Origin of the sequence: Flavobacterium sp. (assembly GCF_043773265.1) — a bacterium.
GTDB lineage: Bacteria > Bacteroidota > Bacteroidia > Flavobacteriales > Flavobacteriaceae > Flavobacterium.
In genome coordinates this window covers 15,360-34,690 of record NZ_JAYVFH010000247.1, presented here as the reverse complement: position 1 = coordinate 34,690, position 19,331 = coordinate 15,360, and the positions used below count along the sequence as shown (strand labels likewise).

Annotated in this window: 12 protein-coding genes; 10 read left to right on the top strand and 2 right to left on the bottom strand. The window is 30.4% G+C overall.

What is annotated here, in order from left to right:
• Positions 1–15 precede the first annotated feature (15 nt).
• On the bottom strand, positions 16–1,620 hold the full coding sequence (locus tag ACH2BO_RS13320) for a RagB/SusD family nutrient uptake outer membrane protein (protein ID WP_395045223.1): 1,605 nt from the start codon (positions 1,618–1,620) through the stop codon (positions 16–18).
• Positions 1,621–1,633: 13 nt separating this feature from the next.
• Complete coding sequence (locus ACH2BO_RS13315; protein ID WP_395045222.1) at positions 1,634–4,543, bottom strand: SusC/RagA family TonB-linked outer membrane protein; 2,910 nt, start codon at positions 4,541–4,543, stop codon at positions 1,634–1,636.
• 226 nt (positions 4,544–4,769) lie between these two features.
• On the opposite strand from ACH2BO_RS13315, the gene ACH2BO_RS13310 reads away from it, so the two are divergent.
• The 10 genes from ACH2BO_RS13310 to ACH2BO_RS13265 all read left to right on the top strand — a co-directional run bounded on the left by ACH2BO_RS13310 (position 4,770) and on the right by ACH2BO_RS13265 (position 19,221).
• Positions 4,770–5,801: a LacI family DNA-binding transcriptional regulator gene (locus ACH2BO_RS13310; protein ID WP_395045221.1), complete on the top strand. Its 1,032-nt coding sequence runs from the start codon at positions 4,770–4,772 to the stop codon at positions 5,799–5,801.
• 189 nt (positions 5,802–5,990) lie between these two features.
• Positions 5,991–7,517 (top strand): MFS transporter, encoded by a 1,527-nt coding sequence (locus ACH2BO_RS13305; RefSeq protein ID WP_395045220.1) that lies wholly within the window; start codon positions 5,991–5,993, stop codon positions 7,515–7,517.
• Positions 7,510–8,163: a beta-phosphoglucomutase gene (gene pgmB / locus ACH2BO_RS13300; protein ID WP_395045219.1), complete on the top strand. Its 654-nt coding sequence runs from the start codon at positions 7,510–7,512 to the stop codon at positions 8,161–8,163. Before ACH2BO_RS13305 ends, pgmB begins: the two co-directional genes overlap by 8 nt.
• Before the next feature lie 78 nt (positions 8,164–8,241).
• Positions 8,242–10,548 (top strand): glycoside hydrolase family 65 protein, encoded by a 2,307-nt coding sequence (locus ACH2BO_RS13295; protein WP_395045218.1) that lies wholly within the window; start codon positions 8,242–8,244, stop codon positions 10,546–10,548.
• Between the two features lie 190 nt (positions 10,549–10,738).
• On the top strand, positions 10,739–11,317 hold the full coding sequence (locus ACH2BO_RS13290; protein WP_395045217.1) for a transposase: 579 nt from the start codon (positions 10,739–10,741) through the stop codon (positions 11,315–11,317).
• 239 nt (positions 11,318–11,556) lie between these two features.
• A complete protein-coding gene (locus ACH2BO_RS13285) occupies positions 11,557–13,389 on the top strand; it encodes a glycoside hydrolase family 13 protein (protein ID WP_395045216.1) in 1,833 nt (610 codons plus the stop codon).
• Positions 13,390–13,459: 70 nt separating this feature from the next.
• On the top strand, positions 13,460–14,398 hold the full coding sequence (locus ACH2BO_RS13280; protein WP_395045215.1) for an alpha/beta hydrolase: 939 nt from the start codon (positions 13,460–13,462) through the stop codon (positions 14,396–14,398).
• Positions 14,399–14,469: 71 nt separating this feature from the next.
• Complete coding sequence (locus ACH2BO_RS13275; RefSeq protein WP_395045214.1) at positions 14,470–16,848, top strand: TIM-barrel domain-containing protein; 2,379 nt, start codon at positions 14,470–14,472, stop codon at positions 16,846–16,848.
• A 2-nt stretch (positions 16,849–16,850) separates the two neighbouring features.
• On the top strand, positions 16,851–18,518 hold the full coding sequence (locus ACH2BO_RS13270) for an alpha-amylase family glycosyl hydrolase (RefSeq protein ID WP_395045213.1): 1,668 nt from the start codon (positions 16,851–16,853) through the stop codon (positions 18,516–18,518).
• Positions 18,519–18,552: 34 nt separating this feature from the next.
• Entirely contained in the window at positions 18,553–19,221 is a 669-nt protein-coding gene (locus tag ACH2BO_RS13265; RefSeq protein WP_395045212.1) for a glycerophosphodiester phosphodiesterase, read from the top strand.
• Positions 19,222–19,331 lie beyond the last annotated feature (110 nt).

The following is a 19,331-nucleotide window of genomic DNA, read 5'->3' as shown; positions in this document are numbered from 1 at the left end:
TTATATAATTATTAGTTAATAACCTGGGTTTTGTTGTAAGTTAGGATTAGATGAAATTGAATTTGATGGAATTGGAAATAATTTTCTAAAAGAAGCTGTTGGTGCACCATTAGGTACATTTCCTTTCCAAGGCCATAAATAAGAACCTCCAGTAAATTTACCAAAACGTATTAAATCTGTTCTTCTGTGTCCTTCCCAATGCAATTCTCTTCCTCTTTCATCTAAAATAAAGTCTAATGTTAAGTCACCACTGTCGATATTTGCAGTAGCATTGCCATATGCTCTTTCTCTTAATGAATTTACATAACCAACAGCTGTTGACATTGAACCACCTGCGCCTCTTGCTACACATTCTGTATACATTAAATACGCATCAGCTAAACGAAACATTGGAAAATCTGTATCTACAAAATCTCCTGTTGCATCTGAACCTGGATTTCCATTAACATCAACATTTTTCCATTTTCTAATAGCATATCCATCTGTAAATGAACCAACATTTCCAATTTCTAGAGTTTGTCCAGGTGAATGAAATTGTGCTCTCGAATCTCCTGTTGCTCCTGCAAATTTATTTACAAAAGCAGATGTAGTTCTTAAACCAGCCCAACCACCATTAATTCCAAAATCTGTTGCGGCCATGTTTCCACCAACTGGAGCATGAGTTAAATAAGTTGTTCCGCCATAGGTTTTTGTATTGATACCATCAAAAGCAACCGCAAAAATGAATTCATTTTGTGCTCCATTGGTATCATTATCAGCAATGAATAAATTTCTATAGTTAGAATTTATAGAATAACTTGATTCATTAATAACTTTAGAAATAGCTGTAAGTGCATCTGCATATCTATTTGTACCTACATAAACCTCGGCATTCATTAATAGTTTACCTTGTAACATCCAAGCAGCAGCTTTATCAACTCTGTACTGTTCATTGGTATTTGGAGATTTTAAATCAGTATGTAAATCAGTTAATTCCGCTTCAACAAAACTAAAAAGTTCTTGTCTAGTAGCATATGCTGGAACAAAATATGTTGTTGGAGATTCTTCTGTTACTAAAGATGCACCACCAAATAAATCTACAATATGCCAATAACTTAATGCTCTTAAAAATCTTGCTTCAGCTCGGTAAGTTTTAATTTCTGCTTTTAACTCATCAGAAACTCCTCTTGAACTTAATTTAGCATCAGTTGTTTGACGTAAAAACTCATTACAATTGGTAACTTGATAAGCTAATCTATTGAAAGTTGCAGTAATAAACACGTCTAATGAAGTCCATGTGTGATAATGAAAATCTTTAATAGTTGCATCATTCCAAGCAATAATAGCTTCGTCTGTAGTTAACTCTTGCATGTTCCAATAACCTCTTACATATTGACTAAAACCTTCGTCAATAAAAGAAATGTCTGGTGAACCTGCTGGTCCGCTTTGTCCTGTAGTAGCCAATCCTGCATACAATTTAGCTAAAAACTGTTTATATGAGTTAGGATTGCTAAAAAATGCTTCGTCTGATAATAAATTTTCATTATCAGGTGCTTGTTTAAGGTCATTCACACAGGAAGACATTAAAAAAAGCACTAAAAAAGAAGCAATACTTAAAAATTTAATTTGAATTCTTTTCATTTTTATTTTTTTTTTAAAAATTAACATTTAAACCTAATGTATAAATTTTTGGTCTAGGATATAAATTACTATCAATACCATTTTGAACTTCTGGATCTATACCTTTATAGTTAGTAAATAACAATAAATTTTGTCCTGCAAAAGATATTTTTACATTTGTTTTTGAACTCATGAAGTTTTTAAAATTATAACCTAAAGTTAGGTTGTCTAATCTTACAAATGAAGCGTCTTGAATATAATAATCAGATTCATATCTTTTAACATCTGTTGATGAAAAATCTGTTTCAAGAACATTTGTTACTCCATTTGATAAATCTGTATCTCTAACTAAAAGTTGGTTTGTCCATCCATATTGAGAATCAACATTATTATAATTATAATTACCCCAACTTCCTCTCCATGACATTGCTAAATCCCAATTTTTATAGTTCAAGCTTGTTGAGAAACCATAAAACACATCTGCTGCTGGCTTTTTATATCTGTATTTATCTTGTTCATTTACAGCACCATCACCATTTCTGTCAATAAAAACACCATCTATTGGACTTCCGTTTAAATCGTATGCTTGTTCATAAACATAAAATGAATTTGGAGCATAACCAACTTGATGATTTTGAATTGTATTTCCAACTCCACCTGAATATCCTCCAGTATTAATACCTGGAAAAAATTGAGGATCTAAAAACAAATCTTCAATCTCTGAGTTTTGGAATGTTACATTTCCACCAATTCTCCAATTTAAATTTTCGCCTTGAACAGCAACTACTTCAGCAGATAACTCAATACCTTTATTTCTCATTTTACCAATATTATAAAAATCGGCATTAGAGAAACCAAAAAATGGAGGATTTGATATAAATGCTAACAAATCTTTGGTTCTTTTTTCATAAACATCTATAGTACCATTAAATCTGTTTTTGAAAAATCCAAAATCAAGACCAATATTTCTTGTTTCTGTTTCTTCCCATTTTAAATTACTATTATATGATTGTGGTCTAAATGGTATAAAAAATTGATTGCCAAATTGGTACTGAGCTCCTGTATCAGCACCTAAATATAATGGTATTGATGGATAAATACTTCCAATATCTTGTTGTCCTGTAATTCCCCATCCAAATCTCAATTTCAAATTAGAGAGATTTTTAATATTTTTAAACAATCCTTCCTCATTCAGTTTCCAAGCTAAAGCAGCTGCAGGAAAATCACTCCATCTGTTTTCTTCTGTAAAACGAGAAGAACCATCTCTTCTATAAGAAAAAGTTAATAAATATTTATCTGCTATTGTTATATTAGTTCTAGCAAAGAAAGATTGAAGATTAGTTCTTGTTGGAATTATTGGATTAGGAATTAGAATATCATTTGCAGCATCATAATTAAATGATTCTGTAACGTCTCTAAAATCTTGATAAGTATATCCTGCCGTTAAATCAAAAACTGTTTTAATAGAATTAATATTTTTATTATAATTAAAAAACAAATCCATTAATTTATTTTTTCTTGTATTTCTACTATCATATCTATTTCCAGCTCCAGGAAATGCAAAATCAGTAGAAGTATTTCCATAAGAACGACCAGATAATTCATCATAACCTAGATTAGCAACTAATTTTAATTCTGGCAAGAAATGTAATTTATATTCTGTTTGAACATTTCCAATACTTCTAAATGAATTTCCATAATTATTAAATTGATTAATAAGCGAAAGCGGATTTCTGCCTGCTAAATTATTTGTCCATTGAAAATAATCGCCATTTGAATCAAAAACAGATTGTGTAGGATCAAATGAAACTGCTGCTCCAATTGCACCTCTATTACTATAATTATTTCTCATTGAAGAACTATTATTATTTAGCTCTACTTTTAAATGATTATCAAGAAATTTTCCTACTAAACTAAGACCAATTGTAGATCTAAATAAATTATCTCTTTTTAAAATACCATTCAAATCAGCTAAACCTAATGAAGCTCTGTAAGTTATGTTTTCAACTCCTCCAGATAACGCAACATTATGGTCGTTTCCTATTGCTGTTCTATAAATTTCATCTTGCCAATCTGTATCAGCTTGACCAACTAAAGCTTGTTGTGAAGCGTTACCATTTGCAGTAATAAAATCTCTGAATTGAGTCGACGATAGAGCATCAACTTTTTTATCTACTTGACTTAAAGAAAGATAACTATTGTATTCAACTTTTAAGTCGCCAGTCTTACCTTTTTTTGTAGTAATAATAATTACTCCATTGGATGCTCTAGAGCCATATATTGCTGTTGCAGAAGCATCTTTTAAAACAGTAACAGATTCAATATTGTTTTGATTAATTGTTGCTAAAGGATTTCTTCCTCCATTAATACCACCATTTGCAACTGGAATTCCATCTATTACAAATAACGGATCGTTATTTGCACTTAAAGATGAACCACCTCTAATTCTTATTGTTGCACCTTCACCAGGCGAACCACCACCGTTTGTAACTTGCAAACCTGCAACTTTACCTTGAATCATTTGGTCTACTGCAACCACTGGACCTTTAACAAAGTCTTTAGAAGTTATAGTAGTAACCGAACCTGTAGCATCTTTTTTCTTAACAGAACCATAACCAATTTGAACTACAACTTCTTGTAATTGATTAGCTTCTTCTTCTAAAGAAACCGAAATTGATTTTTGATTGTTAAATTGAACAATTTGTTCTTTGTAACCAATAAAAGAGAACACAATTTTGTCTCCACTTTTAACTTTTCCCAATTTAAATTTACCATCGAAATCGGTTGATGTACCTGTTGCGGTACCTTGAATAACTACATTTACTCCTGGAAGCGGCTGCTTAGATTTAGAATCTAAAACAACTCCTTCTAAACTGCTTTGAGCCAACAATGTAGCAGGCAGTAAGAGTATTAAAAATAACAACTTTTTGTAAATTGTTTTCATACATTTTGTTTAGGTTAATAATTTTGTTTTTGCGTATACTTTAAACTTCGAGTGTTAAATATATGTAAATTTTCAACATATACAAATAAACACTTGTTAAACACACTCCGAAAACGTTTTCGTGTTGAAAACTTTCTCAATATTTCATGTTTTTAATAGTAAAATTGATAGTAATAAAAAATAAATATATCTTTATTGAAAAATAAATATTTATCAAATTCGCATCATGAGAAGAAAAGTAACTTTAAAGCAAATTGCAAGAGAATTAGATGTGTCCATTTCAACTGTTTCAAAATCCTTAAGAAACAGTTTAGAAATAAGTGAAGACACACGTCAAAAAGTACAAGCTTTTGCCAAACTTTACAATTACAGACCTAACAATATTGCTCTGAGTTTAAAAAATAGAAAGTCAAAAACTATTTGCATTATTATTCCAGAAATTATTCATCATTTTTTTGCCACAGTTATTAGCGGAGTTGAACGCATTGCTAATGAAAAAGGATATAATGTAATTGTTTGTTTGTCTGACGAATCGTTTGATAAAGAAGTAATTAACATGGAAATGCTTGCCAATGGAAGCATTGACGGATTCATAATGTCATTATCTAAAGAAACCCAACAAAAAAGAGATTTTCATCATATTTCCGAAGTAATAAATCAAGGTATGCCAGTGGTAATGTTTGACAGAGTTACTAACGATATTTTATGTGACAAAGTCATTATTGACGATAGTTTAGCCGCTTTTAACGCAACCCAATTTCTAATTGAAAAAGGGTTTAAAAAAATTGCTATAATATCAACAGTTGATTATGTTAGCGTAGGAAAATTAAGAACAGAAGGTTATATCCGAGCATTAAAATCAAATGATTTAAAAGTAGACGAAAATTTAATTTTAAAAATTGAAGACACTAATAATTTTGAATCTCAAATTGTAACACTGATTGAAAACAATGATTTGGATGCCGTTTTTGCAGTAAATGAAATTTTTGCAGTTACAGCAATAAAAGTTGCCGCTAGATTAGGCAAGAAAGTTCCAGAAGACATTTCAATTATTGGTTTTACAGATGGAATTATTTCTAAATATTCTTCTCCGTCAATTTCTACAGTAAGCCAAAACGGCATTAAAATGGGAGAAAAAGCAGCCAAAATGTTAATAGAAAAATTAGAAATTGAAGAAGAAGAGGATGAAGAATATCAAGAACAGTACAAAACAGAAGTTATAGAAACCGAATTGGTTCAAAGAGAATCTACTTTGTAGAATTTATTCTATTTATTAACATATAACGTTTTCGTAATGCATTATTCCTAATTTGTATTTGATACTATATTGCATTTAAAAAACTTTTTTATCTTTACAAAATCAAAGCTTGTACTTTTTACTTCGAAAAAAAAAATAAGTTTTGATAAGCATCGCGCTTATCGTTTTATTAATCAATAAATTACGATAATGGAAAAGCGTAAGTTAAGTTTCTGGCAAATTTGGAACATGAGTTTCGGATTTCTAGGAATACAAATGGGTTTTGCACTACAAAATTCTAATGTAAGTAGGATATTTCAAACACTTGGCGCTGAAATTGACAACATACCAATTCTTTGGGTTGCCGCACCAATGACAGGTTTAATTGTTCAACCAATTATCGGCTATTTTTCTGATAGAACTTGGACAAAACTCGGCAGAAGAAAACCATATTTTCTTGCTGGTGCAATTTTAGCTTCGGCTGCATTATTTGTAATGCCAAATTCTCCTGTGCTTTGGTTTGCAGCTGGTATGTTGTGGATTATGGATGCCTCAATAAATGTTTCTATGGAACCTTTTAGAGCTTTTGTTGGAGACAATCTTTCAGAAAAGCAAAGAACAACTGGTTTTGCAATGCAAAGTTTCTTTATAGGAATTGGCGCTTACTTCGCGTCTAAACTTCCATTAATTTTTACATACTTTGGAGTAAGTAATACTGCACCTTTGGGAATTATTCCCAATTCTGTAAAATATTCATTCTATTTTGGTGGAATTGCTTTTATATTAACAGTACTTTGGACAGTTATAACTTCTAAAGAATATTCTCCCGAAGAATTAGAATCTTTTGAAAAAAACAAAGAAACTTTTAAAAAAGAAGTTCATTCAAAAGAATGGTTTATTGCAAATGGTAAATCTCATTTAAGTAAAGGAATTTTATTTTTGGTTATAAGTGCATTGTTTTCATTTGCCATTTATAATTATGACTTGAAAAAAGATTTATATGTTTTATCAATTGGATTAATTGGGCTTGGCGGAATTGCTATGTTGATTTCTGGCTTAATGCAAAAAACAAATAATACAGAAAATGGTTTTGTAACTATTATGAATGATTTTCAGTTTATGCCAAAAATCATGAAACAACTCGCATGGGTGCAATTCTTTTCTTGGTTTGCACTTTTCTCCATGTGGATTTATACAACGCTTGCCGTAACACAACACATTTACAAAACTACAGACACAACATCTGAAGCATACAATACTGGGGCAAATCAAGTTGGTGAAATGTTTGCAAATTATAATTTAATTGCAGCTTTGGCAGCTTTTCTTTTACCTTTATTAGCAAAATATACAAGCAGAAAATTTACCCATTTCATAGCATTAGTTTGTGGCGGATTAGGTTTAATTTCTGTATATTTTATTTCTGAACCAACCGTTTTTACAATGGAATGGCTTCCTATGATTGGAGTTGGTATTGCTTGGGCTAGTATATTGTCAATTCCATATGCAATGCTTTCTGGTTCTTTGCCATCAAGCAAAATGGGTTACTACATGGGAGTATTTAATTTTTTTATTGTAATTCCTCAATTAGTTGCAGCTTCAATTTTAGGGTTTTTAGTTTCTAAATATTTCAATAACGAACCAATTTATGCGCTTTTAATTGGAGGTTCATCTATGATTCTTGCCGGAATTATTGCTTTAACCATAAACGACGAATCGAAAATTATTATTAATGAATAAAAAAGCATTCATATTCGACCTTGACGGCGTAATTGTTGACACAGCAAAATACCATTTTTTGGCGTGGCAAAAACTTGCACAAGAACTCGGGATCGAATTTACACCCGAACACAACGAAGAATTAAAAGGCGTTTCTAGAGTTCGTTCGCTAGACATTATCCTTCAATTAGGAAATGTTACCGCTTCGCAAGAAGATAAAAATAAATGGCTCGTCCAAAAAAACGAAGATTATTTATCCTATTTAGTAAACATGGATGAATCTGAATTATTACCGGGAGTTTTGCCTGTTTTACATTATCTAAAAGATAAAAATCAATTGATTGCTTTGGGTTCGGCAAGTAAAAACGCAAGACCAATATTAGAAAAAACAGGGATTTTAGATTTATTTGATGCCATAGTTGATGGAAACGATGTTGTTAATGCAAAACCTGATCCGGAAGTATTTTTGCAAGCAGCAAAATTATTAAATGCAACTTGGGAAAATTCAATAGTTTTTGAAGATTCGGTTGCCGGAATTCAAGCAGCAAACACAGCCAATATGATAAGTGTAGGTATTGGAGATGATAAAATCCTGCACGAAGCAAAGTACAATTTCAAAGATTTTACATTTATTGATGTTTCTTTTATTGAAGCATTGATCAATTAATTTTTGTTTCAAGTTTCAGGTTTCAAGTTTGACATAACCTGAAACCTGAAACCTGAAACTTTTTTTAAACAAAAAATTATGAACCAAGATTATATAAAACCAAACAATTGGTCCATCATTGAAGAAGGATTTGATGCCGAGAGAGTAAAATCGTCCGAAAGTTTGTTCAGCATCGGAAACGGTGCAATGGGACAACGTGCCAACTTTGAAGAAAGCTATAGTGGCGAAACTTTTCAAGGAAGTTACATCGCCGGAATTTATTATCCAGATAAAACCAAAGTCGGTTGGTGGAAAAACGGCTATCCTAAATATTTTGCCAAAGTTCTCAATGCGCCTAATTGGATTGGAATTGACATTGAAATAAATGGTGAAAATTTAGATTTAAAAATGTGTACCGAAGTGAATAATTTCCGTCGCGAATTGAATATGAAAAGCGGAATTTATACACGTTCCTTTGAAGCCACTTTGCAAAACGGAACCGAAATTGAAGTTACCGTAAAACGTTTTCTTTCTCTAGATTTGGACGAATTTGGCGTAATAAATTACGAAATTACTCCTATTAATAAGGATGCAAAAATTGTTTTTAAACCTTATATCGATGCTGGAGTTACTAATGAAGATGCCAACTGGGAAGAAAAATTTTGGGAACCATTGGATGTAAAAAATTCAGGTAACGAAGCATTTGTAACCGCAAGAACTTTTAAAACTCATTTTGTTGCCACTACATTTATGCAAAATAGTATTTTGTTAAACGATGTAAATTTGAATTTAAAACCTTCTAATGTAGAAACCAATAAAGAAAAAGTTGAATTCTCTTATGAAGTTCAAGTTGCAAAAGGAGAAAAAGCTGTTATTCAAAAAATTGCTGGATATACGGTTTCACTAAATCACCAAAACACACAAACTGGTGCAGAAAATGCAATAAAAGCTGCATTAGCAATAGGTTACAACCAACTTTTAGAAAATCAAATTGATGCTTGGGCAAAAATTTGGGAAATGTCAGACATCACAATTGATGGTGATGTAAAAGCTCAACAAGGAATTCGTTTTAATATTTTTCAATTAAACCAAACCTATTTAGGAAAAGATTCTCGACTCAATATTGGTCCAAAAGGATTTACTGGCGAAAAATATGGTGGCTCGACTTATTGGGACACTGAAGCGTATTGCATTCCGTTTTACATGGCGACAAAAGACCAACAAGTTGCACGAAATTTATTGACCTATCGATACAATCAATTAGATAAAGCCATTGAAAATGCCAAAGACAATTTGGGTTTTACAAATGGTGCAGCTTTGTATCCAATGGTAACAATGAATGGCGAAGAATGTCATAACGAATGGGAAATCACCCACGAAGAAATTCATAGAAATGGCGCAATAGCTTTTGCTATTTTCAATTACCACAGATACACTGGCGATTACAGTTATATTCCCGAAAAAGGACTAGAAGTTTTAATTGCCATTGCTCGTTTTTGGCATCAAAGAGCTAGTTTTTCAACCAACAAAAATCAGTATATGATATTAGGAGTTACTGGTCCAAACGAATATGAAAATAATGTAAATAATAATTTTTACACCAATTATATTGCAAAATGGTGTATCGATTATACTCATGAACAAATTCAGAAAGTTTCGTTAGAATATCCACAAGATCACAAGCGAATTATCGAAAAAGTAAAACTTTCGGATGCTGAATTGCAAGATTGGAAGAAAGTTTCGGGCAATATGTATTTTCCGTTTTCTGAAGAACACGATGTTTATTTGCAACAAGATGGATTTTTAGATAAAGATTTAGTTCCTGTAAAAGATTTAGATAAATCGCAACGTCCAATAAACCAAAAATGGTCTTGGGATCGAGTTTTGCGTTCGCCATACATCAAACAAGCCGATACTTTACAAGGATTTTATTTCTTTGAAGATCATTTTACAAAAGAACAATTAAAAAAACATTTCGATTTTTACGAACCATTTACCGTTCACGAAAGTTCGTTGTCACCTTGTGTTCACTCTATACAAGCTGCCAAATTAGATAAAATCGATATGGCTTATACGTTCTATTTGCGTACATCACGTTTAGATTTAGACGATTATAATAAAGAAGTTGAAGAAGGTTGTCATATTACATCTATGGCTGGAACTTGGATGAGTATTGTGGAAGGTTTTGGCGGAATGAGAGTAAAAAATGATGCTTTACATTTTGAACCAAAAATCCCAAAAGAATGGAACGGATATAGTTTTAAAATCAATTTTAGAAATCAAATTTTAAAGGTTTCGGTGAATCATAAAGAAACGCAATTTTCATTGGAAGGGAATAAAGAAATTACAGTTTTTGTTAATGGAAATTCGGTTTTAGTGGAACCAAATAGTTTAGTAACGGTTTAATTACATACAAACCTCAAAGGTTTCAAAAACCTTTGAGGATTAACTAAAATAAAACACCAAACCTCAAAGGTTTCAAAAACCTTTAAGGATTAACTAAAATAAAACACCAAACCTCAAAGGTTTGAAAACCTTTGAGGTTTAATATCATTTGATTATTAATAGGATTAATAAAAAATCCAATAAAGTAAATATGGAAAAACAAGACATTTTAGAGCCAGATTGTTTTTACCACATTTTCAATAGAGGAAACAATAAAGAAAATCTATTTATTGAAGATGAAAATTATTTACATTTTTTAAAATTAATTAAAAATCATTTAACAGCAGTAGCTGAAATTTATACATATTGCTTAATGAAAAATCATTTTCATTTAGTTTTAAAAATAAAATCTAAAGAAGAAATTGAAAAGCTATTGTCAATAGATAAAATACACCAACCATTTTCAAATTTATTTAACGCATATACAAAAGCAATTAATAAAAAATACAATAGAGAAGGAAGTTTATTTAAGGTTCGTTTCAAAAGAGAAAGAATAAATTCTGAAGATTATTTAAGAAATGTTATTGTTTACACGCATCTTAATCCTGTAAAACATAAATTTAAAGACAATTATATTGATTACAAATATTCATCTTACAATTCAATATTATCTGAAAAACCAACTTTGTTATTAAGAAATGATATTTATGACCTTTTTGGTGGCAAAGAAAATTTTATATATCAACATAATGAAATTTTCAGAAAAGGTAATTATGAAGATTTTGAATAGAATTGAAGTTTTAAAATTTATTTTCCAATTAAAAAACCTTTGAGGTTTAACAATAAAAATTCAAATAAAATAACAAACCTCAAAGGTTTTGAAAACCTTTGAGGTTTAACTAAAATAAAATACAAAATAAAATACAAAACCTCAAAGGTTTTAAAAACTTTAAGGATTAACTAAAATAAAATACCAAACCTCAAAGGTTTTAAAAACCTTTGAGGTTTAACTAAAATAAATAGAAAACAATGAAAAAACTACTTCTTTTTTTATTAATCTCAATTTCATCTTTCGCGCAAATCGAAAAAGTAGAACCTCCATTTTGGTGGAGCGATATGAATTTATCAAGTGTACAAATTATGTTCTACGGAAAAAACATTACTCAAAATGAAGTTTCTGTTAACAATGGAATTATCATTAAAGGAATTCAGAAAACCGAAAATCCCAATTATCTTTTTGTTACAATTGATACCAAAAATCTCGTATCACAAGATTTTGTTTTCACTTTTAAAAACGGAAAAAATTCGTTTACACAAAAATATTCTTTGAAAAACAGAAAAGAAAACTCAAAAAACAGAAAAAGTTTTGATGCATCCGATGTAATTTATCTAATTATGCCCGATCGATTTGCTAACGGTAATCCAAACAACGACAGCGATAAATTGGTTACAGAAAAAGGAAATCGTGAACTTCCAGGTGGACGTCATGGCGGCGATATAGATGGAATTATAAAAAATCTAGATTATTTAAAATCATTAGGAATTACTGCGCTTTGGCCAACACCTTTAAATGAAGATAATGATGAAAGATATTCCTATCACGGTTACGGTCAATCTGATATTTACAAAGTAGATCCTCGTTACGGATCCAATGATGATTATGCCAAATTATCAGCAGAATTACACCAACGTGGCATGAAAAACATTATGGATTATGTAACCAATCATTGGGGATGGCAACATTGGATGATAAAAGATTTACCTACTTATGATTGGATTCATCAATTTCCAGGTTTTTCACAATCTAATTACAGAATGACCACACAATTTGACCAAAACGCTTCGGCAATTGATGCCAAAAATTGTATGGACGGTTGGTTTGTAAAATCAATGCCCGATTTAAACCAGTCTAATCCTTTAGTATTAAATTATTTAACCCAAAATGCAATTTGGTGGATAGAATTTGCCGATTTAGATGGTTTTCGAGTAGATACGTATTCTTATAATGACAAAGTAGGAATCTCTAAATGGACCAAAGAAATAGCCGATGAATATCCTAATTTTAATATAGTTGGCGAAGTTTGGATGCACAACCAAGCACAAATGGCATATTGGCAAAAAGACAGTAAAATTGGCGCAATTCAAAATTACAATTCCTATTTACCAAGTGTAATGGATTTTACGTTACACGATGCAATAAGTCAAGTTTTTAATGAAGATAAAGCAAGTTGGGACAAAGGAATGGTTAAGGTTTACGAAAATTTTACTAATGATTTTCTGTATCCAAACCCAAATAGTATAATGACTTTTATCGAAAATCATGATACACAACGATTTAACGAAATTTACAAAAACGATTTCAAAAAATACCAGATGGCAATAACATTAATTGCAACAGTTAGAGGAATTCCGCAAATTTATTATGGTTCAGAAATTGGAATGAAAGGCAATAAAGATAAATTTGGCGATGCCGATATTCGTCAAGATTTTCCTGGCGGATGGAATGGCGATACAAATAATGCTTTTACTGCATCTGGAAGAACAGAAGAACAAAAAAAATACCACGATTTTACAGCTAAATTATTCAATTGGAGAAAATCCAAAGAAGTAATACATTCTGGAAAAATGATGCATTACATTCCAGATAACAATGTATACACCTATTTTAGATTTAATGATAAACAAAGTGTAATGGTTGTGTTGAACAATGATACAGACAAACACAAATTAAAAATTGATCAATTTAAAGAAAGCATCAAAAACTATAATTTAGGAAAAGATGTTTTATCAGAAAAATCATTTGATTTAAAAAACGACATTGAAATTGAAGGGAAATCGGTTTTAATATTGGAATTGAAATAAAATGACAATTAATCAAACCTCAAAGGTTTTTAAAACCTTTGAGGTTTAAAACTTACAAAAAAAATTATTGATGAAAAAACTACTCTTTCTTTTATTAATTACATCCATTTCGTTTGCACAAAAAGAAATTGAAAGTTATCAATTAATAGATATAGAAAAATTTCAAGGCACAATTTATCGAACCGATATTTTTCCATCTAAATATATTACTCCTAGAACTGTAGATGTTTGGTTGCCAAGTAATTATTCTAAAAATAAAAAATATAGCGTTTTGTATATGCACGATGGTCAAATGCTTTTTGACCCAAACACAACTTGGAACAAACAAGAATGGATGGTTGACGAAGTTGTTACAAAACTGAATTTAGAAAATAAAATTGAAGATATAATTGTTGTAGCTATTTGGAACATACCAGATCTTCGTTATACTGATTTATATCCCAAAAAACCATTTAATCTACTAACCAAATCAGACCAAGAAAAAGTACAAACTGAAGCAAAAAAAGTCAATAGAAGCATCTCTTTAAAAGAAATTAATTCTGATAATTATTTAAAATTTATAGTTAAAGAATTAAAACCTTTTATAGACAAATATTATTCGGTTTATACCGATGCAAAACATACAGCAATAATGGGTTCTAGCATGGGTGGCTTAATATCAATGTATGCCATTTGCGAATATCCAAAAATATTTGGTAGTGCAGCTTGCCTTTCAACACATTGGATTGGGGTAAAAGATTTTGAAAAAAACCCAATTCCAGAAAGTTTTTTTAGATATATGATGAAAAAATTACCAAATCCAAAAAATCACAAAATCTATTTCGATTATGGAACTGAAACCATTGATGCAGGTTATATAAAATATGCATATCGGGTTGATGAAGTTTTACAAACAAAAGGATATACAACAGAAAATTACAAAAACCTAAAATTTGAAGGCGAAAATCATTCGGAAGCTTCATGGCAAAACCGAATTCACATTCCCTTAGAATTTATGTTTAGAAAATGATCAAAATTTAAAACGAATACATAACCTCAAAGGTTTAAAAAACCTTCGTGGTTTGAATAAATAAAATACAAATGAAAAAATTACTTATCTTATTATTAATTACATCAATTTCATTTGCACAAAATGCAACTCGAAAATACATTTCGCACAGTTGGGAAACCAATTTTTTAAATGTAAAAGTTACCGATGGAAATTATCAAATTAAATTAATTTCAGACAATATTGCCCAAACTACATTTATTCCAAATGGCGAAATCTATAATCCTATTTCGCATGCAGTAGTTTTAGAAACCAATGTTCTCGATATTCAATACACTACAAACGAAAGTAATTTTTTGGAAATAAGTTCAAAAACTTTAAAAATTCACATCGAATTTAATCCATTTAAAATTTCTTATTTAAAAAATGATATCGAATTTTTATCTGAAAAAAACGGCTACACCAAAAAAGATTCGACCGAAGTAATCGATTTCAATATTACAGCTGACGAAGTTCTTTATGGTGGCGGAGCAAGAGTTCTTGGTATGAATCGACGTGGCAATAGATTACAACTTTATAATCGTGCTCAATATGGCTATGGAAATCGTGCCGAGTTGATGAATTTTTGTATTCCATTAGTTTTATCATCCAAACTATATGCTGTGCATTTTGACAATCCAGCCATTGGATATTTAGATTTAGATTCCAAAAAAGACAATACAATTGCTTACGAAACCATTTCTGGACGAAAAACCTATCAAGTAATAGTTGGTGATTCTTGGGAAGGTTTAGTAAAATATTACACCGATTTAACAGGAAAACAACCATTACCGCCACGTTGGGCATTTGGCAATTTATCTTCACGATTTGGGTATCATAATCAAGACGAAGTAGAAAGTACAATCAAGAAATTTGAAGAAAATAAAATCCCTGTTGATGCCATTATTCTAGATTTATATTGGTTCGGAAAAACTGTTCAGCACACCTTAGGAAATCTCGATTGGGACAAAGATAATTTTCCTAATCCAGATAAAATGATTGCCGATTTGAATTTTAAAAACATCAAAACAATTCTCATTACCGAACCATTTATTTTAACAACTTCAACAAAATGGAATGAAGCAATTGATAAAAAAATTCTAGCCACCGACAAATTAGGAAATCCTGCAAAATTTGATTTTTATTTTGGAAATTCAGGAATTATTGATATATGGAAACCCGAAGGAAAAACATGGTTTTGGAATGTCTATAAAAAATTAATCAATCAAGGAGTTGCCGGACTTTGGGGTGATTTGGGCGAACCCGAAGCAATGCCATCAAACGTGTTGACTTTTGGAGGAAAAGCTGATGAAATTCACAATATTTATGGTCACAACTGGGCAAAACTTATTGCCGATGGTTATAAAAATGATTTTCCTAATCAAAGACCATTTATTTTAATGCGAGCTGGATATTCTGGTTCTCAACGATTTGGAATGATTCCTTGGAGTGGTGATGTGTCTAGAAGTTGGGATGGTTTATCTGGACAAATGGAAGTTGCGCTTCAAATGGGAATGCAAGGAATTGGCTATATGCACTCTGATCTTGGAGGTTTTGCAGGCGATTATTTTGATAACGAATTGTATTTACGTTGGTTGCAATATGGCGTTTTCAACCCAATATTTCGTCCGCATGCACACGAAGCAGTTGCCTCTGAAGTTGCCAAAAAAGACATAGTAACAATGGCAAAAGCCAAAAAATTAGTCGAATTACGTTACCAGATGCTTCCTTATAATTATACATTAGCTTATCAAAATTCGCAAAACGGAATTCCATTAATGAGACCATTATTTTTTGACGAACCTAGCAATTTAAAATTACAAACAAGTTCAGAAGAATACCTTTGGGGAAAAGATTTATTAGTAAAACCAATAATCAAAGCTGGAATAAAAGAAACCGAAATGTATTTTCCAAACAACAGTAATTGGTTTGATTTTTATACTGGTAAAAAATATATTGGAGGAACAACTACAACTTTAAAAGTTAACCAAGATTATATTCCAACTTTTGTACGTGGCAATGTATTTTATCCTTTGACAAAGTTGGTTCAGAATACAACTTTATATTCCAATTCCGATTTAGATTTACATTTCTATTATGAAGGAAAACAATCAAGCGAAAGAGAATTCTATTTTGATGATGGAAAAACTCCAAATGCTGAAAACAATATAGATAATCACGAAATTTTAACTTGTTCAACTGAGTTGATAAAAAATATTTTTTCAATAAATTTAGAAAGTAAAACAAACAATCAAGAATTACTTTCAAAAGGTAAAAACGGTATTATATATTTTTATAATTTTACAAAAAAACCAAAATCTATAAAAATTAATGATACTTTAGTAACATCTAAATTTGATAAAAAAACTAAAATATTACAACTGAATTATTCACATACTAGTTATAAAACCAACATTGTTATTACTTTTTAAAAATGAAAAAAATTCTAATTCTATTTTCAATTTCATTACTGTTTTCGGGTTGTTGTTCAAAAAAAACAACAATTCAAGAATCAAATACAGCAGCAACAAAAACTCCTTTTGTTTGGGAAAATGCCAACGTTTATTTTCTTTTAACCGATAGATTTCAAAATGGCGATAAAACCAACGATTTAAACTACAATCGCAACAAACCAACAGGAAAATTACGTGGTTTTGAAGGTGGCGATATTCGTGGAATTATTCAAAAACTTGACGAAGGATATTTTGAAAATTTAGGAATAAATGTACTTTGGATGACACCAGTTGTAGAGCAAATTCACGATGGCGTTGATGAAGGAACTGGATTTTCTTATGGTTTTCATGGATATTGGACACGAGATTGGAGTGCGTTAGATCCAAGTTTTGGAACCAAAAAAGATTTGGCAGAATTAGTTGCAAAAGCACACGCAAAAGGCATTAGAATTATGCTTGATGCAGTTATCAATCACACTGGACCAGTTACTACTGAAGATTCGGTTTATCCAAATGATTGGGTTCGCACTTCACCAAAATGCAATTATAAATCGTATGATACATACATCAATTGTACCTTGGTTGAAAATCTTCCTGATGTAAAAACCGAAAGTAATGAAGCTGTAGAATTACCAACTTTTTTAATCGAAAAATGGAAAAAAGAAGGTCGTTACGATGAAGAACTAAAAGAATTAGACACGTTTTTTAAAAAAACTGGTTATCCAAGAGCTCCACGATTTTATATAATGAAATGGCTTTCTGATTATATTTCTGATTATGGAATTGATGGTTATCGAGTTGATACTGCAAAGCATACCACCGAAAATGTATGGAAAGAATTTAAAAATGTTTGCGATTTAGCTTTTACAGATTTTAAACAGAAAAATCCAAAAAAAGTGTTAGATGATAATCCATTTTTTACTGTTGGAGAAGTTTACGGATATAATATTGGCAACAAATTACTTTATGATTTTGGAGATAAAAAAGTAAATTATTTTGATAATGGTTTTACAGCTTTAATCAATTTCGATTTTAGAAATGAAGCTAAAATGAATTATGAACTATTATTTTCTAAATATTCAGATATTTTGCAATCTGATTTAAAAGGAAAAACGGTTATGAATTACACCACTTCTCACGATGATGGTTATCCGTTTGATAAAAAACGCGAAAAAACATTTGAAGCAGGAACAAAATTATTGCTTACACCAGGAATTTCGCAAGTTTATTATGGTGATGAATTGGCTCGTTCACTTGAAATAGAAGACACCCAAGGCGATGCTACATTGCGTTCTTTTATGAATTGGGATGATTTGAAAACCAACAAAATGACTTTTAAATTATTAAATCATTATCAAAAATTAGGTCAATTTAGACGCAATCATCTAGCAATTGGAGCAGGAATTCACAAACAAATTTCTTTAGGAAATCAATATGTTTTTGGACGAATTTATTCAAAAGACAATTATAATGATGTTGTAGTTGTTGGCTTGGATTTACCTCTTGGAAAAAAAGAAATTTCTGTTGAAAATTTATTTAAAAATGGAACTACTATTAAAGATGCTTACTCAGGGAAAACTGCAATTGTAGTTGATGGAAAAGTTTCAATTGATAGTGAATTTGGAATTTTATTGTTGGAGAAAAATTGAAAATTAAAAAATTCAAATTCTTGATGGTTTAAAAATGAATAAAATCTTAAAAATAGGTCATCGTGGTGCCAAAGGATATGTTGCCGAAAATACATTAGCATCATTTGAAAAAGCACTTGATTTAAAAGTTGATGGTATTGAACTCGATGTTCATTTGTCATCTGATGGAAAAGTAATGGTAATTCACGATGAAACTATCGATAAAACTACTTCGAAAAAAGGTTATGTAAACGATTTTACCTCATCTGAATTAAATAAATTAAACATTCCAACTTTAGAAAAAGTTTTTGATTTGATTGATAAAAAATGCTTTGTAAATATTGAAATCAAAGATAACAAAGCAACAAAATTTGTTGTAGAATTAATTCAAAAGTACATTACAGAAAAGAATTGGAACAAGAATTTATTTCAGATTTCAAGTTTTGAATGGACAATTTTGAAAGATATTTCAAAGGTAAAACCAAAATTGCAACTCGGCATATTAACCGAATATTCTGTCGAAGAAGCATTGCTATTCGCTAAAAAAATAAAAGCTCATTCTATAAATCCGTATTTCAAGTTATTAAATGTTGGAAATGTGAAACTCATTCACGAAAACGGATTTAAAATTTTTCCTTGGACAGTAAATTCATCCGAAGACATTACCTTTGTAAAATCTTTAAATGTAGACGGAATAATTTCTGATTTTCCTGATAAGATTTAAATTTACGTTTGTCATTTTGACGAAGGAAAAATCTCATCAAATTATCAAGGGTATGTGATTTCTCCTTCGTCGAAATGACAAAAAACAGAGTTTTACTTAATGGTTAAAAA